Source organism: Moorena sp. SIO4A5, assembly GCF_010672005.1.
Classification (GTDB): domain Bacteria; phylum Cyanobacteriota; class Cyanobacteriia; order Cyanobacteriales; family Coleofasciculaceae; genus Moorena.
The window spans coordinates 40,089-61,687 of record NZ_JAAHHZ010000042.1 but is presented as its reverse complement, the minus strand read 5'-3'; the positions used below and the strand labels follow the sequence as shown (position 1 = coordinate 61,687).

The 21,599-nt window shown below is 45.7% G+C and carries 22 protein-coding genes; 11 read left to right on the top strand and 11 right to left on the bottom strand.

Annotated features, from left to right (window positions below; translation table 11 throughout):
• The 3 genes from F6K57_RS15255 to F6K57_RS15245 form a co-directional block, all read left to right on the top strand.
• Window positions 1-1,439 (top strand): hypothetical protein (locus tag F6K57_RS15255; protein WP_293068939.1); only part of this gene is annotated, 1,439 nt, incomplete at its 5' end.
• A 74-nt stretch (window positions 1,440-1,513) separates the two neighbouring features.
• The gene (locus F6K57_RS15250; RefSeq protein WP_293068936.1) at window positions 1,514-3,103 is read left to right on the top strand and encodes a hypothetical protein; all 1,590 of its coding nucleotides are present in this window, start codon (window positions 1,514-1,516) and stop codon (window positions 3,101-3,103) included.
• Between the two features lie 97 nt (window positions 3,104-3,200).
• Complete coding sequence (locus F6K57_RS15245) at window positions 3,201-4,298, top strand: hypothetical protein (protein WP_293017380.1); 1,098 nt, start codon at window positions 3,201-3,203, stop codon at window positions 4,296-4,298.
• Window positions 4,299-4,373: 75 nt separating this feature from the next.
• On the opposite strand, the gene F6K57_RS15240 is transcribed toward F6K57_RS15245, so the two are convergent.
• The 5 genes from F6K57_RS15240 to F6K57_RS15220 all read right to left on the bottom strand — a co-directional run bounded on the left by F6K57_RS15240 (window position 4,374) and on the right by F6K57_RS15220 (window position 10,670).
• A complete protein-coding gene (locus F6K57_RS15240; RefSeq protein ID WP_293017379.1) occupies window positions 4,374-5,885 on the bottom strand; it encodes a cobyrinate a,c-diamide synthase in 1,512 nt (503 codons plus the stop codon).
• A gap of 93 nt (window positions 5,886-5,978) precedes the next feature.
• A complete protein-coding gene (gene opcA, locus F6K57_RS15235) occupies window positions 5,979-7,334 on the bottom strand; it encodes a glucose-6-phosphate dehydrogenase assembly protein OpcA (protein WP_293068933.1) in 1,356 nt (451 codons plus the stop codon).
• A 67-nt stretch (window positions 7,335-7,401) separates the two neighbouring features.
• Window positions 7,402-8,931: a glucose-6-phosphate dehydrogenase gene (zwf, locus tag F6K57_RS15230; RefSeq protein ID WP_293017377.1), complete on the bottom strand. Its 1,530-nt coding sequence runs from the start codon at window positions 8,929-8,931 to the stop codon at window positions 7,402-7,404.
• Between the two features lie 220 nt (window positions 8,932-9,151).
• Window positions 9,152-10,306, bottom strand: a complete 1,155-nt coding sequence (gene tal / locus F6K57_RS15225; protein WP_293017376.1) for a transaldolase — start codon at window positions 10,304-10,306, stop codon at window positions 9,152-9,154.
• Between the two features lie 43 nt (window positions 10,307-10,349).
• Window positions 10,350-10,670, bottom strand: a complete 321-nt coding sequence (locus tag F6K57_RS15220; protein WP_293068928.1) for a hypothetical protein — start codon at window positions 10,668-10,670, stop codon at window positions 10,350-10,352.
• A 22-nt stretch (window positions 10,671-10,692) separates the two neighbouring features.
• On the opposite strand from F6K57_RS15220, the gene F6K57_RS15215 reads away from it, so the two are divergent.
• The gene (locus tag F6K57_RS15215; RefSeq protein ID WP_293038000.1) at window positions 10,693-10,818 is read left to right on the top strand and encodes a hypothetical protein; all 126 of its coding nucleotides are present in this window, start codon (window positions 10,693-10,695) and stop codon (window positions 10,816-10,818) included.
• 2 nt (window positions 10,819-10,820) lie between these two features.
• Window positions 10,821-10,958, top strand: a complete 138-nt coding sequence (locus F6K57_RS15210) for a hypothetical protein (RefSeq protein ID WP_293068925.1) — start codon at window positions 10,821-10,823, stop codon at window positions 10,956-10,958.
• On the opposite strand, the gene fbp is transcribed toward F6K57_RS15210, so the two are convergent.
• Window positions 10,929-12,023 (bottom strand): class 1 fructose-bisphosphatase, encoded by a 1,095-nt coding sequence (fbp, locus tag F6K57_RS15205; RefSeq protein WP_293068923.1) that lies wholly within the window; start codon window positions 12,021-12,023, stop codon window positions 10,929-10,931. The genes F6K57_RS15210 and fbp overlap by 30 nt on opposite strands.
• A gap of 244 nt (window positions 12,024-12,267) precedes the next feature.
• On the opposite strand from fbp, the gene F6K57_RS15200 reads away from it, so the two are divergent.
• The gene (locus tag F6K57_RS15200; RefSeq protein WP_293017373.1) at window positions 12,268-13,350 is read left to right on the top strand and encodes an ATP-dependent 6-phosphofructokinase; all 1,083 of its coding nucleotides are present in this window, start codon (window positions 12,268-12,270) and stop codon (window positions 13,348-13,350) included.
• A gap of 543 nt (window positions 13,351-13,893) precedes the next feature.
• Here the strand turns inward: F6K57_RS15200 and F6K57_RS15195 are convergent.
• Both F6K57_RS15195 and F6K57_RS15190 read right to left on the bottom strand, forming a co-directional pair.
• Entirely contained in the window at window positions 13,894-14,172 is a 279-nt protein-coding gene (locus F6K57_RS15195; protein WP_075902801.1) for an RNA-binding protein, read from the bottom strand.
• Window positions 14,173-14,499: 327 nt separating this feature from the next.
• Window positions 14,500-14,718, bottom strand: a complete 219-nt coding sequence (locus F6K57_RS15190; protein WP_293017579.1) for a hypothetical protein — start codon at window positions 14,716-14,718, stop codon at window positions 14,500-14,502.
• A 167-nt stretch (window positions 14,719-14,885) separates the two neighbouring features.
• Between F6K57_RS15190 and F6K57_RS15185 the strand changes: the two genes are divergently transcribed.
• A complete protein-coding gene (locus F6K57_RS15185) occupies window positions 14,886-15,470 on the top strand; it encodes an Npun_F5749 family FMN-dependent PPOX-type flavoprotein (protein WP_293017372.1) in 585 nt (194 codons plus the stop codon).
• 39 nt (window positions 15,471-15,509) lie between these two features.
• Here the strand turns inward: F6K57_RS15185 and cysE are convergent, their stop codons facing one another.
• Both cysE and F6K57_RS15175 read right to left on the bottom strand, forming a co-directional pair.
• Entirely contained in the window at window positions 15,510-16,310 is an 801-nt protein-coding gene (cysE, locus tag F6K57_RS15180; protein WP_293017371.1) for a serine O-acetyltransferase, read from the bottom strand.
• Between the two features lie 56 nt (window positions 16,311-16,366).
• A complete protein-coding gene (locus F6K57_RS15175) occupies window positions 16,367-16,780 on the bottom strand; it encodes a hypothetical protein (RefSeq protein WP_293068918.1) in 414 nt (137 codons plus the stop codon).
• Window positions 16,781-17,377: 597 nt separating this feature from the next.
• Here F6K57_RS15175 and F6K57_RS15170 point away from each other — a divergent pair.
• Both F6K57_RS15170 and hrcA read left to right on the top strand, forming a co-directional pair.
• Complete coding sequence (locus F6K57_RS15170; RefSeq protein WP_293068915.1) at window positions 17,378-17,737, top strand: rhodanese-like domain-containing protein; 360 nt, start codon at window positions 17,378-17,380, stop codon at window positions 17,735-17,737.
• Window positions 17,738-18,154: 417 nt separating this feature from the next.
• Complete coding sequence (hrcA, locus tag F6K57_RS15165; protein ID WP_293017368.1) at window positions 18,155-19,246, top strand: heat-inducible transcriptional repressor HrcA; 1,092 nt, start codon at window positions 18,155-18,157, stop codon at window positions 19,244-19,246.
• Window positions 19,247-19,472: 226 nt separating this feature from the next.
• Here the strand turns inward: hrcA and F6K57_RS15160 are convergent, their stop codons facing one another.
• Window positions 19,473-19,694, bottom strand: coding sequence for a hypothetical protein (locus F6K57_RS15160; protein ID WP_293046887.1), 222 nt, complete (start codon window positions 19,692-19,694; stop codon window positions 19,473-19,475).
• 237 nt (window positions 19,695-19,931) lie between these two features.
• Here F6K57_RS15160 and F6K57_RS15155 point away from each other — a divergent pair, with 237 nt between their 5' ends.
• On the top strand, window positions 19,932-20,417 hold the full coding sequence (locus tag F6K57_RS15155) for a ribbon-helix-helix protein, CopG family (protein ID WP_293068911.1): 486 nt from the start codon (window positions 19,932-19,934) through the stop codon (window positions 20,415-20,417).
• 271 nt (window positions 20,418-20,688) lie between these two features.
• The gene (locus F6K57_RS15150; RefSeq protein WP_293068908.1) at window positions 20,689-21,585 is read left to right on the top strand and encodes a DUF1822 family protein; all 897 of its coding nucleotides are present in this window, start codon (window positions 20,689-20,691) and stop codon (window positions 21,583-21,585) included.
• Window positions 21,586-21,599: the final 14 nt, after the last annotated feature.

Here is a 21,599-nt window from a genome sequence, read left to right as displayed (position 1 = left end):
GTGTGCCTGAGGCGAAAACTATTCCTAATAGTATTATGGGCATCACCCTTACAGGTTCCCAGGTATTAACTTATGTTCCTGTTGGTCCTATAGCACTCTCTACCCTGGCATATGTGGATCTCGGTCCCTTACCCTTGCCTTTTACCTGGACCCCCCAATACACAGCCAAAACGTTACCCAGCCAGAATATGCGCGCTCAAGTAATTTCTGACACTATTATGGATCCAGTGCATGTTATTCCTCTACGCAATGGGATGCTGGCTGCTCTACGTGCTGTGAGCCAACCTGCTCTGAATAATCCTAGTCTGGTGGTTTTGCAGGCTAATGTGGCTAATGTGTATCAGTCTCCACCGAGTCTCGCACCCCTTGGAGTAGACCTTGCTCAGGTACCAACAGAGGCTACTCTAGTTAGTCTAGGGCCGACACCACAGGTTCGTAGTTTAGCTGCGGTTGCAGAGAGCAATGGAAATCCTGAGAGCAAAGTGATTGGTACTGTTCGTCGTTATCGGGTTGGTACAAGATGTTGTTGTTTGGGTAAAGGGACACGACGATTAAATAATGTTACCCGTCCCCTAGCTCGCGCCAAGTGGCAGTCAGGTGAACCTGTTGGGACTACTCATAGCGAAGAAGGCCTTAAGGTAGCAATAACAACAGGTGCCACTGCTCTGCTTAAGCTGAATACAAATGCTGCCAAGGAGGTCACATTCACTGGTCAGTTACCGCTACGCTTATTAAGTTTTAACGACAGTCAGGAACTGATCCAGCATGTCGTCGTTGATCCGTGTCAGGCTAACTCCCACGTTTTACCAGAGATCGCCGAAGAACTAGTTGCAACTGGCACTGTTAGTAGTGCTGATACCGTCAGTGGTTGGCACATCGATAGTGAGTGGACTCGCCTTAACCAGTATTACTTTATGGGTGATTGCTGTCTGATACGTACCCAGGCACCACCGCGACCTCATAAGCGACAGCGTCGTGGTCAGGTTTTAGCGAGCACTGTGGTGAAAGCTAACCAGGTACAGGGGGGTGCTGGGCAATTGTTACCGGGTTGGGTTGAAACACTGTTCCATAACAGTCCTGTTAGTATTGCTATAATCATGCGGGGCATTACTATGCCTCGGATTCAGTTATTGTGGACTGAGGAACTGGCTAATCCGGTCTATGCAGAGGAGGCTGTCGTATCTGTTCCTCCCATAGAAATAGGCGATTTAAGAGTTTACTTGTATGATGTACCGCCTCGACCTCAGACTTTCTCTGCCCAGTTGGCAGTCCTAATTCGTCCATCAGCGAGTGCGAGTACTGAAGATATTCAAGGGGTTTTGGGTTTTGCTCAAACTGCTGAAGCGTTGCAACAGTCTGGGTTAGCTGGGGAGCTGGTTGGTGATACCTATACCCTGAGCCACATCCCCCCAGAGACCTGTCAACTGTCGATCACCTAGCTAACCAACCTACCAACGATGCTTTTCGTTATAACCTTAGCTACGACTAATAGCGCCCATAAGTAATAATCTCTATGACTAATATCGCCCTCGCCACCGCCAACGAAGACCTCAAGCCAGGTCAAGTGCGCTTTTATGCTGCTGCTGAACCACCCTTGCAAGCTGGTGGTTATCAGTTTTTGGCTGAGCAGACTGTAGAAGGTCTAAAATCCCAACCTGATAATAACCATTTCGGTACCCAGTCACCCTTTGTGGTGACTGGGCCACGTTTTCGCCTGCCACCCCAGGATTTGCAATCTGTCTATCCACCTGCAAATGAGGTGGGTGATTATGAGGAATCTCTCTGTCATGTAGTGCTGCGTACCCGTACCTTACCGTGGGTGCGTACGATTGATGGCAGCACTAATAGTCGTGGTGATGCTGATGGTACAGTACCTCCTTGGTTGGCACTTCTGACCGTTTACCCTGAAGAAATCAACGGTACTCAGCCTATCACTATTACAGTAAACGATTTGATCGATCCTGGTGATGGTAGCATTTTACCCCCCACTTTAATTGATGCGGCTGATTTAACTGAGGAGGAAAGGAACAGCCAGTTGTTGGCAGTGGATTTGGATCTGGGGGTTTTCCAAGCAATTTCACCATCCTTAGTGGAGTTGCCTTTTCTAGCTCATGTGCGTGAGGTCAACACGGATCAAAAAGAAGTGTTGAACATGTTAGAGGATGGTTGGTTTTCTGTCGTAGTGGGCAATCGCCTGCCCAAAACTAACGCTGAAAATATTTGTTTTTTGGTATCTCTTGAAGGACACCAGGATCATCTCCATGGAAACTCAGGTATTCCTAGCAACTTCACCAAGATCCGCTTAGTGGTTTTAGCGCGATGGGCTTTTACTGCTGCAGCATCGCGAGGTAGTTTTCTGTACTATATGCAAAACCTCTGTGAGCGTGGTGGTATTGATTTGCTGCAGCCTACCCACACAGCTTTTCCATCTCCTGAGGGTGATTCGGTAACGCAACAGGCACAAACTGCTGTTCAGGAAGCCTTGGAAATTGGTTATATTCCCTTGCAAAACACCACCCGAACTGGAGAGGTAACGACTTCTTGGTATCGTGGTCCGTTGACACCAGTCCCCACTAAGCCTGATACGCTAGGACCGTATTTCTTTAGCGATCGAGCAATTCGCTACGACCCAGAAACTGGTCTGTTCAATATGGCATTTGCTAGTGCTTGGCAAATTGGCCAGCTCTTGGCTCTTTCGGATGCAGCTTTTGCCCGTGCTTTGTTTGAGTGGCGGCTTAATTACTACCAGCAACAACATGGTGCGGTAGCAGAAGAACACCTTCAGCAATTAACAATCCAGCCAACCTTACAAATGGGGCAAATTCCCAAAACTGAGGTTACTCCCATACTGCTCTCGGCCATGAATCTGCTTAGCCAAATGGTTACTGTTCCTACACAGCCCAGAGCCAGCATCCAAGCTCAGACCTCGACACCTGCTAAACGCATCAATCTAGTTCAACCTCATCATTGTCGTGACCAAGCTACTGGTCAGCTGCCTGGTGTGATTGACTCTAACCTATGGCAGAGTCAACTTACTGCTGGCAACGATGCTCTGCATCTATTGTTTCAACACCTGCAGCATCCTCTGACTGAAGATACCTAGGGCTCTGTCAACAGGTGGGATTGGCGCAACACCATCCCACCCACAAACACAAGCCTGTCAGGCTAGTAGTGAGTGGTATGTAGAAAAAAGTAAGGATTTGAGTTTGTGGGGTCTAGACCTACACTCCCCTAAGTCCTTACTTCTGGAAGACCAAATCCAAGATGCTTTAAGAGAAGAATCTGTGAACAACTCAACCCAAGGACACCAACAATTACTCAAAGTGTACCGAAAAGCGGTAGGTGTATCTACTGCTGCGGTCAAGCTAGCTACACAGGCTACTGAAACTGATACTCCTCTGCCTACTGCTGCGGTCAAGCTGTCTACACAGGCTACTGAAGCTGATACTCCTCCGCCAATTACCATTCCCGATAACATTGTTCAGTGGCTAGCACGTTTGATCCTCCTCTATGGTGTGCCCTTTGAGTACCTAGTACCTGATGCAGCTATGCTGCCTATTGAGTCAATTCGCTTTTTTTATATTGACCAAAACTGGACCAATCGCCTGATTGACGGTGCCGTTAACATTGCTCTTGGTTCCACTCAGGATTATGTACAGGTGCTTACCACTTTTGAAGAAACTGTACAAGCTGCTGCTTTGGCACAGCATAATGTGCGTGCTAAGCTGCGGGCTAAGCCTACAGTTGATAAGGCGGCAGTGGGAGGTACCCTTACTGGAGTGTTATTGCGCTCTGCTGTGGTCAGTGGCTGGCCAGGGTTAGAAGTTACTGCCTACAGCGATGAGGAAGGTACCAACGTCTTACCGCTCCTGCGTATGGATCGTGTCTCCAATAATGTACTGATCTGTCTGTTCAATGGTGTACCCCAGAGGATCGATTTTACTGAACCACCGGAGGGGCTAAATTTTGGGGTGATTAATGCGCCCGACTATGAAGTCGCCCTACGTGGCTTGGGAATCGGTGGCCATACAGCTGGGGAGCAGATTCTTGAGAATGGTGGTAATGCTGTTACTTCACCTATTACTTTTCGATGTGACACCCTCAGTTCTGGTGTACTAGATATTAATCAAATTAAGAATGACCTGATCGAGAATCTACAGGCTCAAGGTGCTTTAGACAAACCTCCTGTGTTTACGGCATCCCAGTTTGCTGTTCAGTTAGTCAAGGGTGCTGGTCGCCAGCAGTTTAAGACAGTCGAGAAAAGCTGTAAAGGTAATAACATCCTGGATAATGCATAAACTCCAGGTGGAATCAACAACCTGACACAGATAGGTGATTGAAGCAGTGAACTTCAAAGATGGGATTCGTGTTGATCAACGACCGGATTCAGCACTCAGCCAGGACGTTGCTTGATTCTTTTTCTTACACCACATTTGACAGCATTGCAAAAATCGAACCGGAACTTCTAGACAACTACCCCAATGGAGATGAACATAGGAAGCATGGAGCTGATAGACTTGCCAACCTTCAACTCCAACCTTTCTCTGGTTATATCCCCGTAACTCAAACAAGGGATTGGAGGGCATGACTGTCAAGTGGGAGCGATGAAATTCATGTCCCCAAACCGTTGCTCCGACAGGTAACAAGGGTCCATCGACCAAAGCAGTTGCCTGTCGATATCCTAAAGTAAGGGATTTTCCCATCACCGTAACCGTGGGTAATACCCCTACCATTGACCAAGATTTCCCGTCAAAATCTGTAATCTGCTCCCCCAAATACATCAATCCGCCACACTCAGCATAAGTGGGCATCCCTGACTCTATAGCTGTTCGCACTGACTCTCGCGCACTAGTATTTTCGGCGAGTTGCTCAGCAAAAACTTCTGGAAAACCACCACCAAAGTACATCCCTTGTATATCAGGAGGTAAAGTGGTATCGGTGAGGGGACTCCAATACACTAACTCTGCTCCTAGCTGTTCCAAACTATCGAGATTGTCTTGGTAATAGAAACTAAAAGCGCGATCGCATGCTACAGCAATTCGGATTAGAGCAGGTGGTCGGTTATTAGAGGTTACAAGTTGAAGGTTGGTAGGTTGCAGGTTGTCTAGAGAACTTTCAACCTGTAACCTCTTAACCTTCAACTCCGAAGAACCTTCAACCTGTAACCTCTTAACCTTCAACTCCGAAGAACCTTCAACCTGTAACCTCTTAACCTTCAACTCTAAGTGAAGATGCTCCCAATTAAAGCAATTCTGTCCTAGATCAGCAAGTCGGTTAATCAAAGCATCCAGTTGAGTAATTTCAGCAGTAGGTATCAAGCCCAAGTGCCGATCGGGAATAGTTATATTATCCTGACGCTGTAGCTCTCCTAATACAGGAATGTGTAACGGTTCGAGAGCATCCTTGAGCAATTCCAAATGGCGTGAGCTTCCGACTCGATTCAAAACTACCCCAGCTATGGTAATCCTGGGATCGAAGGATTGATAGCCATATGCGATCGCAGCCACGGAACGAGATAACCGAGAGCAATCCAACACTAATAACACTGGTATGTCTAACAGCCGCGCTACATGAGCTGTGCTGGCAAAATCATCCTTTCCTGATGCTCCATCAAATAACCCCATCACCCCTTCAATCAGGGCAGAATCTACTCCCTGGCAATGGCGATAAAAGCAATCTTTAACATAATCTTCAGAGGTTAATACTGGGTCTAAATTCCGACAAGGACGTCCCGTAACCCGCTGATGAAACATCGGGTCAATGTAATCCGGACCGACTTTAAAGGATTGAATTTTATAGTTACACTTGGATAAATACGACAATAGGGCGAGCGTAACTGTTGTTTTGCCCACCCCACTACGTTCACCAGCGATGATTAAAGCCATTGAAGAGTTGAAGGTTTAAGGTTTTAAGGTTAAAGTTTATGATCTCAACATTGAACGTGCAACTTGTTAACCTTCAACGCTTCTGTCAAACCTTCAACTTGTTACCGTCAACTTCAAAATTTCCTTGGTTACTGCCATACTTTCTTCGTATAGCATCTCCCGACCCCAGCGTTGTAATTGCTGAGAGAGCAAAAACTCTGTCTTCTGGTCAAATAAAGGCGATACCTGCTGAATGCGGCAAGACTGAGCACCACCACCAGCTTCCATCCGCATACAACCAGTGGTTTGTGAACACAATACAGTGCAGCAATCAGCTTGCAGGTTGGTCGAACCCAAGCGCAGGCTAATCAAATCACCTGCCACATCTCCGACATCAGCTACGGGGATAGCTGCCAATTCTGCTTCTACAGGTTGCTGGTTGGGTCTGATAAATTTAACACGCCGCAGGTCGTAATCCCCACCTTCTTTGAGATCAGACGTGGGAAGCCATTCTAAGCGAGATGCTAACCAACTCAGAAACATCAGTGCTTGAGCCTCATTCCCTTTTTCGTAATCAATGGTAACTTGATCAACTTCGTAGATTGCCCCACGACGTTCTGGTGGATCAAATGCTTCTGCGGTTAACTCTTGCCATGCTGCCAACCGTGCCCAATTCAGGTCAGCCACTGGTGTGCCCTGATTGATCAGCTCACACATTTGTGATAACTGTTCCTCTGGATTGTTAAAGCTACTTGAGTCAACAATGACGGTATTACTTAGCCCTGCTAAGCGTTGGAACAACCCATAATTAGGATCGGGAGTTCCCTTCCACCATAGGAATTTCGGCAGTTCTGGTAACATCAATTCCGAAATGACACCGCTAATCCGTTCCAACGCAGCAGCCGTGCCAGTTAGGGTGATGTATTCACAACATATTAATGTACTCTGGCTTTGCTTTTGAATGGGGCAAGAGGCAGATACCTGAGCCTTAACCCCTTCATCTTCTCCGGCAATAGGACAAAGGGCAATAATGCGACAGGGGTTAGAGGCTGCGATCGCATCGGCAATGCCAAATCCTTCTAAATCACCGGAATACTCTAACTTCTTCTGAGTCTGTCCCTTCTGGACAGATTCATTGTATTCCTCCCGTAGTTTTGCCTTAGTCGCCTCATCTGCTTTACCCGTTCTTTCCAATCCGTAGGCTTTCTGTGCTGCCTTGAGAGCAGCCACCATGCGCGGGCCTAGGATACCATCAATTGGACCGGAATAATATCCCAGTGCTGCTAAGAGCTGCTGGGTTTCTTCGGGTTCATAAACCACTAAACTAAATGTGGTTGCCCTGATCGCACTGGGCGAATCACCGTTTTCACCATAGCTTTGCCAAATTTGACGCAGTTCCGCTTCAATTTCACCCAAAGAAACATCTTTGGGTGGTTGTATCGAAAGCAACGGAGGAGATTGTGTAGCCATAGCAATTCACTTGTTTTTTGTCAATGGTCAATGGTCAGTAGTCAGTAGTCAGTAGTCACTAACTAACTTAAAGTCTGCGCCAACGACGCCCATCTCGATTAATGAGGTTTTCAGCTTCCTTCGGTTCCCAAGTTCCTGCTTCATACTGAGGTATCGATGCTGGGTCAGCCGGACCATCCCAAGCTGCTAAGGCTGGTGTCACTACCCGCCAGGCTTCTTCCACTTCATCAGCACGGGTAAACAAGGTTTGATCCCCTAACATACAGTCAAGTAACAGTCGATTATACGCATCAGCGGTTGCCACACCAAAGGAAGAACCGTAGCTAAAGTCCATATCTACGGTGCGGGTGCGCAAATCTGGTCCTGGCCGTTTCGCCTCAAAACGCAGAGAAATTCCCTCATTGGGCTGCAAGCGCAGAGTTAAGACATTGGGGCTAGTCTGCTGAGCCGCAGATTTAAAAATCATTAGGGGAACTTTACGAAACTGAATGGAGATCTCACTGACCTTCTTCGGCAGTCGTTTACCCGTGCGCAGGTAAAAGGGAACTCCTTGCCAGCGCCAGTTATCAATCAGTAGCTTTAGGGCGACATAGGTGGGGGTAGTGGAATTGGGGTCAACCCCTTTCTCTTCCCGATACCCAGGCACTTGTTTGCCTTTCATCCAACCTGCTGCATACTGACCCCGCACTGCTGAATTTTCTAGATTATGAATATCTGCCAGGTGAGTAGCTTGAATCACCTTGACCTTTTCAGTACGGATACTGTCAGCGTCCAGAGCATTGGGAGCTTCCATGGCCGTTAGGCAAAATAGCTGCATCAAATGGTTCTGCACCATATCCCGCAGTGCGCCGGATTTGTCGTAGTAACCTGCCCGTTCCTCTACCCCTACCGATTCGCCTACGGTAATTTGGATATGGTCAACAAACTGGCGATTCCAAAGGGGCTCAAATATAGCATTACCAAAACGGAACACTAACAGATTCTGAACGGTTTCTTTGCCGAGATAGTGGTCAATGCGGTAAATTTGCTCTTCCTTGCAAACTTTTTGTACCACCCGGTTCAGAGATTGAGCTGAACTTAAATCCTTTCCGAAGGGTTTTTCAATTACCAAGCGCTGCTTGACTGGGTCACTCAACATTCCCGCTGCCCCCAATTGCTGGATGGCTTCTGTGAAGAATCTGGGAGCTACCGCTAAATAAAATACCCGGTTTCCCCGTGTTCCCCGTTTACCATCGAGTTCTGCCAAGAAGGCTTTCAGCTTCTGGTAACTTTCGGCTTTATCCATGTCACCGGAACAGTAAAACAGGCCATCGGCAAAGTCTTGCCACAACTCCTCCGATTGAATCCCGTCGGAAAATTCCTCAATTCCCTCCCGCATTTGTTCCCGGAAGTAGTCATGAGTCCAATCTCGACGGGCAACACCAACTATGGTAATTTCTGGTGGTAGACGTCGTTCTCGTTTAAGCTGGTAAAGTGCTGGTACGAGCTTGCGTTTAGTCAAATCTCCGGACGCGCCATAAATCACCATAATCAATGGTTCTGGCGTGCGCTCCTGTTGCAAGCCCACTCTTAAGGGATTTTCTAGCAGAGTAACCATCTTTGCCTATTGAAGGTGATCAGGGTGTTCGCGTAGCGTGGCCTTTTGGCCAAGGTTATCAGGTTAAAGGTTAAAGGTTAAAGGTTGTTGTTACCCAGGTGTTCGTTTTAGGGTAGGCTGAAGGGTGACGGTTAACACTTTAAATTAGCTTTCTATCGAAGCCATTTTGTCAACCGACAACCTTCAACCTAAATTAACTGGCAACCTTCAACGTCTTCTATTACACCGTAGCCAATAGTTTGACTTTGCTTTCTAAAGATGATATTAAGGAATCAAAGGGCTTAACAAATTTAACGATCCCTTCCTCAAGTAATTCATCCATAACTTCGCTGAGATTGATATTGACATCAGGATCGTTAAGAGAGTTTATGGTTTGGTAAGCTTCTTCAACACCTGTCTCAATCCGACTTTCTGGGGAACAGTGATCGGCACAAGCTTCGATGGTATTGGGAGGCAGGGTGTTGACAGTATTCGGTCCAATAAGTTCATCGACATACATCACATCGCTGTAGGCAGGGTTTTTGGTACTGGTGCTTGCCCACAATAACCGTTGTACCTGTGCACCTTTTGCTGATAGAGCTTTCCAGCGATCGCTTTGGATAATTTCTTTGTACTTCTGGTAGGCAACTTTAGCGTTAGCGATCGCAACTTTGCCTTCGATTCCCTTTAGCTTCTCTGTCACATTGGGGTCATCGCTCGCCGCACTTTTTTCCTCCAATTTGGCATCCACTTTGGTATCAATGCGGCTGAGGAAGAAACTAGCTACAGAAGCAATCTTGCTAATATCTTTCCCTTCTGCGGCTCGTTTTTCCAAACCCCGGATATAAGCCCAGAATGTCTCAACGTAGCTTTCTACAGAGAAGAGCAAGGTGACATTAACGTTGATGCCTTCACTGATAGCTTGCTCTACTGCGGGTAACCCTTCTGGGGTACCGGGAATCTTAATCATCACGTTTTCCCTACCAATAGCTTCGTAATAGCGTTGGGCTTCGGAAATCGTGCTTTGAGTATCTTTGGCGATAGTGGGTGGGACTTCAATGCTGACGTAACCATCTAACCCATTGGTTTGGTCGTAGACAGGTTTGAAGATATCACAAGCATTAGAAATGTCTTCAAATACCAGGGTTTCGTAAATTTCCATCACCGACTTCTCGGCACGAATACCGGCTTCGATATCGGTATCGTAGATGGCATTGCCTGCGATCGCTTTTTCAAAAATTGCTGGGTTGGAGGTTATCCCACAAATTCCCCGGGTTTTAATCAGTTCTTTTAGTTCTCCAGACTCAATCAGCGTGCGGCTGAGATTATCCATCCAGATACTCTGACCATAATTTTTTTCAATCTGAAAAATCGGATTCTCGGCTGTCGTTGTCATTGCTTAGCTCCTTATGTGTTATTTGTCAAGGGTTTAAGGTTGTTCACCTTTCGGGTTCGGTGTAGGGTTGGTTGGTTGAAGGTTGAAGGTTGGTTGGTTGAAGGTTGGTTGGTTGAAGGTTGGTTGGTTGAAGGTTGGTTGGTTGAAGGTTGGGTGGTTGAAGGTTGGGTGGTTGAAGGTTGATTGGTTGAAGGTTGGTTGATTGGTTGTTCGCCTTGGGGTTCGGTGTAGGGTTAGTTGGTTGGTTGAAAGTTATTGGCTTGACTATTGGCTTGACGGTTGGTTGGAGTTCGGCGAAGCTTTTCTCAAAGATTAGCCGTGGCCTTACCCCAAAGGAAAAACCGAAGGGTAGGGAGGTATTCATTGCCACCTTCAACCGGTTAACCTTGGCCTTTGGCCACGCGATCGCTCGATTGCGGGACTTCGTCCATCGCGTTCAACCGGTTAACCTTGGCCTTTGGCCACGCGATCGCTCGATTGCGGGACTTCGTCCATCGCGTTCAACCTGTTAACCTTGGCCAAAAGGCCACGCTACGCGAACAACCGCTTAACCTTGGCCAAAAGGCCACGCTACGCGAACAACCAGTTAACCTTCAACCTTCAACCTTCAACCTTCAACCAGTTAACCTTCAACCGGTTCACCCTGATCTAAGTGCCCTGCCACTTCCAACTTTTCTTGCGCCTGCCTTGCCTTTTCCTCGATGAAGGACTTGACCAAAGCTACATCCTCTTTGCTGCCAATAATTAATGGAGTACGAGCATGGAGGGTTGTTGGCACAGTGTCCAAAATGTCTTCGGTACCTGTACTGGCAGCGCCTCCGGCTTGTTCTATCAAAAAGGCTAGGGGAGAAGATTCGTATAGTAGACGCAACTTCCCTTCTGGTTTTTTCACAGTACCGGGATAAAGGAATACACCGCCCTGATACAAGATGCGGTGAAAATCTCCCACTAATGCCCCACCATAGCGAGCGGTATAGCCTTCATGGCGATGGACATAGCGAACATAGTCCCGTATGGATTCTTCCCACTGCCAGAAGTTGCCTTCATTGGTGCTATACACTGGGCCATGTTCTGGCACCTGAATGTTTTCCTTCGACAGGATAAACTCTCCCAAGGTTGGATCGAGAGTGAAGGCATGAACACCCGTGCCGATGGAATACACCAGCATTGTGCTAGGACCATAGAGAACGTAGCCAGCAGCAATTTGCTTATGCCCGTTTTGGAGAAGATCACGGGCTTCCCCGTCTAGATCCTCTCCTTCTTGCTTACGAATCGAAAAAATCGAACCAACATTCAAGTTCGTGTCGATATTGGAGGAACCATCAATGGGGTCATACAGCAGAGTGTAACGTCCAATTGGGCAATTCTCCGGGATATAGTAGGGTTTTTCCATTTCCTCGGAGGCCAAGCGACAGACGAGACCACTTTGCTTAAATACCGAGATGAAAACATCATTGGCATAGAGATCCATCCTTTTGACAGATTCACCCTGCACATTGACTTCACCGGTGAATCCTAACACCCCTTCCATCAAACCAGCTCGGCTCATGCGTTGAGCAATTAGCTTGGCAGCTAGGGCGATGCGATTCATGAGGGCACTTAGGTCTTGTGCCTCCATCGAAAAACTTTGGAGTTGCTCGAAAACGTGACGGGATAACGTTTTACAATCCCGATCCAGGGCTCTTTCTTGAGTTCTAGGTTCAGCTCCCTCTGCCATAATTTTTGTCCTCCCTAGGTCTTAGGGCACTTGGTTTGTCAGAGATGTTGGTGTTCGCAAGAGTACCGATTGGCCCAGTGCCTAGTCCTCTTCACTTTCTATCTTAGGGAGGCATTTTTGATGATGCTTAATAACTTTAGAAGAAATACAGAAATCAAATCTTCACACCATTTTTCTTGTCTTGGAGCCTATACCTGAGGTCAAATTGATCTGAACATAAGCATTGCAACCTTAAACGGAGATTATGGGAGAAACTAAACGCATTGGCATTCTCACCAGTGGTGGAGATTGTGCTGGTCTCAATGCGGTGATTCGAGCTGTGACTCACCGAGCTGTGGCTACTTACAACTGGGAGGTGCTTGGCATCTGTCGGGCTACTCAGGGGTTGATGCAAAATCCGCCTCAAGCGATTAACCTAACTTTGGACAAGGTTGATCGGATCTTGACTATGGGTGGTACAATGCTTGGCACTACTAACAAAGGCGACCCCTTTGCTTTTCCGATGCCAGATGGTACGCTATGCGATCGCAGCAGTGATATTGCTGATGGCTATCACCAACTGGGACTAGACGCTCTAATTGGTATTGGAGGTGATGGCAGTTTGGCTATTTTGCGCAAACTTGCCCAACAAGGGGGGATGAAATTGGTAGGTATACCGAAGACTATCGATAATGACGTTGCCATTACCGAGCGCTCCATTGGGTTTGACACTGCCGTTAACATTGCCACCGAAGCTCTAGATCGCTTACATTTCACAGCGGCTAGCCATGACCGGGTGATGATTTTGGAAGTGATGGGGCGTGATGCTGGTCACATTGCTATCAGTGCTGGCATTGCAGGAGGGGCTGACGTTATTCTGATTCCAGAAATTCCTTATACCCTTGACAATGTCTGCCATAAAATTAAGCAACTTCAGGAGCAAGGGCGAAACTTCTGTTTAATCGTTGTTTCCGAGGCGGTTCGCACTGCAAGCGGTGAGGTGCTTCAGAGTAATGTGGGGTTTGGTGAATGTCGATTAGGTGGCATTGGCCAATATCTAGCCCAAGAGATTTGTAATTCGATTGGAGCGGAAACGCGAGTTACAGTTCTTGGACACACCCAGCGGGGTGCCACTCCTTCACCCCTTGATCGCTTAATTGCCTCAGCCTTCGGTGTGGCAGCAGTTGACTTAATCGCCAATGAACGATATGACCAGATGGTTACATGGCAATATCGCCAGGTTGTAAGTGTACCGATTGAGGAAACGATTAAGCATTATCAAGCTGTGAATCCGAACGGAACTCTGGTAAGAACCGCTAGAGGATTAGGTATTTGTCTAGGAGATTAGACAGTTTTAATATCATGAACTTTTTAAGTACATGAATCTTGTTGACTGTTGACTGTTAGTGGTCAACGGTCAACGGTCAACGGTCAAATTGAGAACTCGTGAAGTACCCCCACCTCGCGTACCAGGTGGGAGTGTCCGTCTTGATTACAAGGGCTTATCCCTCGCGACAGGCGGCATTCTCGCGCCTGCTTCCAGGACTTTTGCTGGACTGTTCCCCCAAGTCGTTTCCGCTATGGGGCCATGTTTATAATCTCTCACCTAGAGTCTGACGTATATAAACCGACTACACAGGATTTACAGGTTTGATTTCCCTTTCGTTGAGAGGTCGTGCCTCCAGGTTATTCAGAATCTTGTTCTGCCCTTTGCCGTACCGCTCAACATAAACCTAGTTATAGCACAGAATTTGTCGTTTCTTGACCGGATTGACCGGACAGAAGGCGTAAGACATGTGCGCCCCTAACCCCCACCTGAACGTTCGCGCAGCGTGGCGATAGCCAGGTGGGGGAATACGTCGCTCAATCTTGTTCAACAGCTGATTACCAACTACCAGGAATTGCGCCGTGGAGCGTTACTACGATTTTCCCGAGGTCTGGCTTTATTGACCCTGATTCTACGTCCCATCCACTCAGCACCATCCAACTGAGATATAGCTGAGTCTTCTTGATCTGATTCTGTCATTTCCACAAAGGCAAACCCGCGCATTTTGCCGGTTTCACGGTCTGTGGGCATAACAACTCGTTTAACGGTGCCGTAGTCTCCAAAAACTGTTTTTAAGTCGTCTTCGGTGGCTTGATAGGACAGGTTTCCGACGTAAATGGTCATGTCGATCGATGAGGCAGAACATAGAACTAAAGTTCAGAGGCACAGAAGAACGGAGTACAACGTATTTTGGTTGCTCACGGTCATATCTGAGGAACCAGTGGTAAATTTCGACAGTGGGCAACCACCTCAGGGGGGGGAAGCAATATCAAAATTTTACCCTAGTAATCCCTGAACTTGTGAATACCGTTTCATGATAGCTCACTTACGGGATTATCAGTGGTTGTCTAGTTGACACTATTTAATAATTCATCAAAAAAATGTTTTAGGGTGGTGCTTAAGCACCAATTATACCCCAAACACCCACGCTAAATAGAGTTGAATTAGCTCTTAATCAATGGAAATCGACTGCGGACCATTATTTTTATCATTTTCGCTTCTGTTATGACCATCTTTGTCTGCTTCAGAGCCAGTTTGAGCCTCTAGCCAACTTTTGAGAGGATCATCTGAGAGATTCAGGCGGAACACTCCTGAAAAAAATCCGCCCAAAAAAGCTACAGGCTGCTGAGTAAATTCTTCAAAAATTGGTGTCAGTTCATTGAGGAACATGAGTTGCTCTCCTGGTGCTGGTTGTGCTGCCAATAGTTGTATGAGTGATTAGATTGGGATTCTAATTGGGATTCTAACGTTTTGTCAGCCAACTTGCGACTTGGTTCCATCCTGAGCTTGAAACTACCCTACATTTGCGCTATTTTCTGGGCTATGTCTCAAAAAAAATGCCTATTGCTCTTTGGCGATCGCCCCTAGCTCGCGCACTCCATCACAATCGGAGCCTAGCTTATGCCCGTTACTTTCAACTTGCAACCGTTGACCCCAAGGGCTATCCGGCTAACCGCACCGTAGTTTTTCGAGGTTTTTTGGACAATTCCAACCAACTCAAAGTTATTACCGATACCCGTAGCCAGAAAATTCACGACATTAATCATCATCCCTGGGGAGAAGTTTGTTGGTACTTTCCTAACACTCGCGAACAATTTCGTTTAGCAGGCCAGTTGACCCTGATCACTGCTGATTATGCCGACGAAGGACTTCAACAAGTCCGCCAAGAGACTTGGCAAAATCTTTCTGATGCAGCTCGTTTACAATTTGCTTGGCCTGACCCTGGTGTTGCCAGAGTAGCAGATAAACAAGCCTTTTCCCCACCGCCACCTGCCCTAGATCAGCCTTTGCCAAATTTTTGCCTATTATTGATCGAACCAGTCAAGGTGGATCACCTAGCGTTGCAGGGTTTCCCCCAAAACCGATGGCTTTACTACCAAGACAGTTCTGGGGAGTGGTTTCAAAAAGCTGTTAATCCTTAGCTTCGGCTGTTTGGCTGTGCCAGTAAGAGTTTTATGCTCTTAAGAATCCCCCGCTATAATCTTCGATTTAGCGGTGGGAGTATCAAAACTATCTAAAAACTGCCGAATTTCTTTATCCTGGAGATCACAACATGGGGCATTAGCCCCCTTCTCTGGAGCATCTGGTGTTGAAGAGTGATCAGACATCATTGATGCCATTGAAGATTTTTGCTGAGCTAACTCTTGCAGCTGTTGTTCGAGAGACTCAATCCGGTCTACTAACGCTCGAATTACCTTGGCTTCTGAGTCAGGCAAGCTACCATGTTCAAGGGGATTGACTCGCACACCGGAACGATAGACAATCCGACCTGGAATACCGACGACAGTACAATCGGAAGGAACATCTCGCAAGACCACTGAGCCAGCACCAATGCGCACATTATTACCAATTTGGATATTCCCTAGCACCTTAGCACCAGCTCCCAGCACTACATTTTCTCCTAGAGTAGGGTGGCGCTTGCCACTTTCCTTTCCTGTACCGCCGAGGGTAACACCTTGATAGATTAGACAGTAGTCTCCCACAATGGCGGTTTCTCCAATCACCACACCCATACCATGGTCGATAAATACACCATGACCAATTTTGGCACCCGGATGAATTTCAATACCTGTAACAAATCGGGATAACTGACTCAGCAGTCGAGGAATGAATGGAATCCCAATCACATGTAACCAGTGACAGCAGCGATGGAACAGCAGAGCCTGTAGACCAGGGTAGCAGAACAAAACTTCCAGCCAGTTCTGAGCAGCTGGGTCACGCTCAAAGATAATACGGAAGTCAGCAATCAGGGCAGATAGCACTAGGGGTCACCAGAATTAATACTTGAACAGATTACTAACTAGTTTACCGTTTTTAGTTACTCAACAGCTGTCAGGGTGTAATCCCACCTTTGTCCTCCCTCAAAGGAACCTACCCAGATTTGGTATGTCCCAGCTGGCCAATTTTGTGCGGTTATGCTGGCATCTTTTTTTGAACCTGTATCATCCCCACAAAGGATCTGATTGTTGGGAAACTGAATTAGTAAAGTGGTATCCTTTCCCCCTGTGTTGACCCCTATAGTTAAATTATGGAAATCTGTCTCCAAAACCATCAGGTGATCTGGAGTAGGGTCTCCAAAACCGATACAGGGATCATTGTTGCGATCGCTATTCGCAATCGATGACAACGAGTAAGCACCACCGGTGTGACCACTGACCTGTCCTTGACTTGGGGAAAAACCAGGTGATAAGTTTAAAGAAGCAAAATTCGCTGTCTGAGATAAAACTGGCATAGAACAGAGGGCTACTATTAAAGCTATGACTCCTCTAACACCTTGTCGTACCATTGTCAAAACCCTCCTAAGACTAGTTGTTACTATTTCCTCCCTATTTGAGTACGAGTAAACTATAAAAAATTACAGTACTTACTTAGATTTTCCTATAAACCTCTGTTGTTTGATAGGAATACCTGTGACACTCTGCTATCTGCCACATTAATTATTTATTTATAGCTTTGGTATTAATTTATTCTTTACCAATTAGCTATCAGCTATCAGCTTAAGCGCTACTTGAGGTGCTACTTGAGGTGCTATCAGCCAACGCCTGAATACTTAGATGGGCAAATGACCAAACTTTCAATTCTGTAAAATCTCGAACTATTAAATTATTGTGTTCGATGTTTATTTTAAGCATGATAGCTGACGACTTAAAGCTGATGTTAATGCTGATCGTAACTCCTTTAAATATTGGTACATATTAATCAGCGACCATAGCTGCTCAGCCCATCACCTGATCATTATCTTTAGGGCGAATCAATGAAATTGGGATGACTAGAGGTAAAATAAAGGTCAAAACTAAGAAAACAAGCGCGTTACAGCTATTTCCGTCCTATGGTCGCTCAATCGTTTGATCAACCTCTTCTTGAAATCAGTGTTGAACAACTGGCAAGGCAGATGGCAGATTCCCCGGAGCAGTTACAGCTTATTGATGTCCGAGAACGGCAAGAAGTTGCGATCGCTTCTATAGAAGGGTTTGAAATTCTGCCTTTGAGTGAATTTGCTCAGTGGTCTGGGGAAATCTCTACTCGCTTTGACCCCGCAGTCGAAACCATGGTCATGTGCCATCATGGTATGCGCTCGGCTCAGATGTGTCAGTGGTTAATCAGTCAGGGGTTCACGAATGTCAAGAATGTAGCTGGGGGTATTGACGCATACTCAATCATAGTTGATGATAGCATTCCTCGTTACTAATTGCAGCTCACTGCTAACTACTGCTATGAGTAGATTCTGCTATCTTAGAACAAATGTTCTTACAGCAAATATTATTAGAGAAAATGTATTAATAACCAACTTAATCCTTGGGTGAGCAGAAGCTGCCATAGCTATGGATAAATGCCAGATACTTCCAACTTTCACCAAAACCAACCCTGATTTTTGGTGATTGATTGGGATATCTAATTATCAGCCCTACTGTTTTGGACTAAAGACTGCTTAACTCAAGCCAGCTTTTAGGCAAAATTCTATGTCTTAATTCAGTCGCTCATGGGGGAAACCCCCAAAACCGCGCTGCATCGCTTCCTAGTTATTATGTTTTATCACCTTAATGGTAACTCCTCCCTCTAATTTAGACTTTTTTCCCTTTAAAATGAAGTTCAGCTTTGGTTCAAAATGTCTCGCCAACAACTAAGTTTAACAAGTCGGCAACAACATATTCTCTGGGCGACTATTCGTCACTATATTGCCACGGCGGAACCGGTTGGTTCTAAAGCCTTGGTTCAAGAATATGACCTGAGTGTTAGTCCAGCGACGATTCGTTCTTGCATGAGTATGTTGGAAAAAGTTGGACTACTATATCAACCCCATACCTCTGCAGGTAGGGTTCCTTCTGATTCAGGTTATCGAACCTATGTTGACCAGCTGATTCAACCGTCAGAAACCTTGAGTCAGTATGTTGAGAATTTATTGGCAGAGAAGTTGAACTGGGAGGAAGCTAAGTTTGAGGTATTGCTACGGAATGCTGCTCAAATTCTGGCAACGGTTAGTGGATATATTGCTTTAATTACTTTCCCTGACAATCGCACTACTCGCCTGCGCCATCTACAGTTGATGCACCTAGAGCTAGGGCAGGTGATGTTGATTATAGTTACCGATAGTTATGAAACTCAGTCGGTATTGATGAATCTGCCCCAGTCAGAGGATGATAGGACGGTTGATGAGTCGATTGTGGAGCGGGAGTTAAAAATATTATCTAACTTTTTGAATAGTAAGCTGCGCGGAAGAACTCTCAGGGAATTGGAGAAATTAGATTGGGGTGAATTAGACCGAGAATTTGTCCGCTATGCGGATTTTTTCAGCAATTTATTAGCTGAGTTGACCCGCCGCACTGTAGCACCTAAGTCCAGCCCGATTATGATTCGTGGCATCTCAGAGGTGTTGCGTCAACCAGAATTTTCGGAAATCGACCAGACTCTAGGTTTGCTACATCTGTTGGAAGAGGAACAGGAGCAACTGTGGTCAGTAATCTTTAAAGTACCGGAAGAGTGTGAAGTTAACTCTCGTGTGAATATTAGGATTGGTGCGGAGAATTCCTTGGAACCGATGCGTGGCTGTACCTTGGTATCTGCTAACTATCAGCAAGACCAAGTGCCGGTGGGAAGTGTGGGAATTATTGGACCAACTCGCATGATTTATGAAAATGCGATCGCATTAGTGGAAGCAGCGGCAGATTATCTAACGGAAGCCTTGAGTCAACCAGCTTAAACCAACTTCTTACGGTAACAGCAAGACGTTGATCGGAAATGCGACCTCAAGCTCTTTGTCTAAATTATTCACATTACTATAGCTAACGGGACTGGAAAAATTTCTCAGTCCCAACTCAGTTGCTTCCCTAAAACAGAGAGCATTGATCACCATAGCTAGAGATGCACCCCCATCGACTCATTCCCTTTGCCACTGGGTGGGCAAGTCACCGATTTCTGTAGCTTCTTCAGAGTTTAGGAGGTAGATCTTCAGGAAGGTCCGTATCTTTCCTGCTTGTTTCAGCAGAAGACTCACTATGATCCCAGGTTTTGTTGATAATCTCCTGAATTTGACTGTTTAAATCTAAATTTTGCCAAATTCCAATCCCAGCGTTAGCTCCGACAAGTATTGCACTCACTACCGCTATCGGAGTTCTCGCTTTTCTGAAAAAGTCTCTTAGACGCTTCATCTGGGCACCTCCAATCATGTATAACTTTTGTATATCATACGTATATCAAATTTGACCACTAGCAGACAGGCTGACGTCGGGGATATATTTTTGAAAATAGCTGAAATCCCTATATTAACTGGGTTAGAGGAACCATATCATAGTAATTACTGATCAGCAAGCAGCTATAATACGTATATCACTAGCCACCAAAAAAGCTATAATACGTATATCACTAGTTAATGTGAATAAATTGTTATGTCCAGAAAACTAGTTAGTTTCAGACTATCTGAAGACCTAGCACAAGCCCTCAAAGAGCGCGCTGAGGAGAAGGGCATTTCAGTGACAGAGTTAATCAACAGACTGCTGAGACAGGGTTTGGAAACCGATGACTCAGTAGAGGAGCGTTTAACAGTAGTAGAAGCCTCCGTTGAGAACCTCAGAAAACAAACCAATGTTACTGATCTCGCACTTGCCATTCAAGGAGTTGCTCAATCCCTGGGAGTATCCCCTGTACCTAAGACTGACTCTAATCTAGAGAGGCGTCTGGATGAATTGCAAGAGTTATTCATGGAGATGAAGGAGAATCTAAACCAGGTACTGGATCAGGAGCCAAGCAGCCGTAAACCTCGGTCTTCTGTATCAAAAGGGTCTAAATCAGCGCGATTGCGTAAGCTAGTAAAAGGTGAAAAGTCTTCAGTCAACCCCGAGATTCCAAGAGACTCTAAATTCAAGGACTACTAAATTGAGTAACTAATTAGTTACTCAATTTAGTTACAAGATGCATACAGCGGTTTTCACGTGAATAGCCCCCATTCCTGATTAGGGGGTCAGCTGAGAATGAGCTGTTGCTGCAATCAACATTGACTGGGTGTGTTCACTGGGTGTGTTCACTGTAGTTTATTCATTTGAGAACTGCTATTGATGTTCAATTATGAGGGTTTTGGTAAGTTTAAGTGTCTTGATGTGTCTCCTGATCGAGCAAGAGCCGTTTTTGGAACAGACGCTAAAGTTGTTGGAAATTATTGAATCCCAACGAATTGAGGGCTATGTTGCCAAAGCGACTGTGGCTAAATTATTTTATTACGCCAAAATCCTGAGGAGCGAAAAAGATGCGACACAAATTTTATCTATGGTAATGGGAATTCTAAAGGAATGCCCTTTCGATTACACCATTTCAGAGAAAGATCGATTATACAACCTTATAGAGGTGACAGGTTTTGAAGTTGCTGAAGAGCTGGTTTGTGCAAGGGTTAATAATCTGGAAGCCTTGGTAACCTTAAATGCTCAACAATTAAATTCTATGGGCTTTACTTTTCCAGTTTTGCCAGTTTTGTCAGTTAAACAAGTGTTAGAGCGTCAGTCATTAGAATACTGCTTTGATAAAGACTTTGATATTTATGAGCTAATTTATGAGCTGCTAGAACCTGAAACATCAGTGCTAAATCCCTGGCAGACTGAACTTGTTCAGAATGCAATAAACTTGAATAATTGGTTGGGCAATGACTTTCGTGAGGCGGAGCAACAAAATTGGCATCCATGGCACGAGATTTTAGGAACAGTACAACCTTCTTATAGATATGCTCTTAGGCACATCAAAGGAGTCCATCGAGTTAAAAAAATTACCTGGGATAATAGATACCAGATGGCTTTAGTGCTCCATGTGGCTAGAGAAACTAATAATGAAGTCGATATTTTTCTACAGCTATATGCTATCAGCGACCCAAAATATTTACCAGAAAATACCAAGATGATTGTACTTGATGACTCAGATGAAACTTTTATAGAAGCACAATCACAACTTGGTGATCTTGGCATCCAGCTAAGGTTTAGTGCTGATTATGGAGATAAATTCAGTGTTAAAATAGACTATGGGGGTAATTTCAGTTTTACAGATTTGTTTATGGTTTAGTTTTTTTTATAATT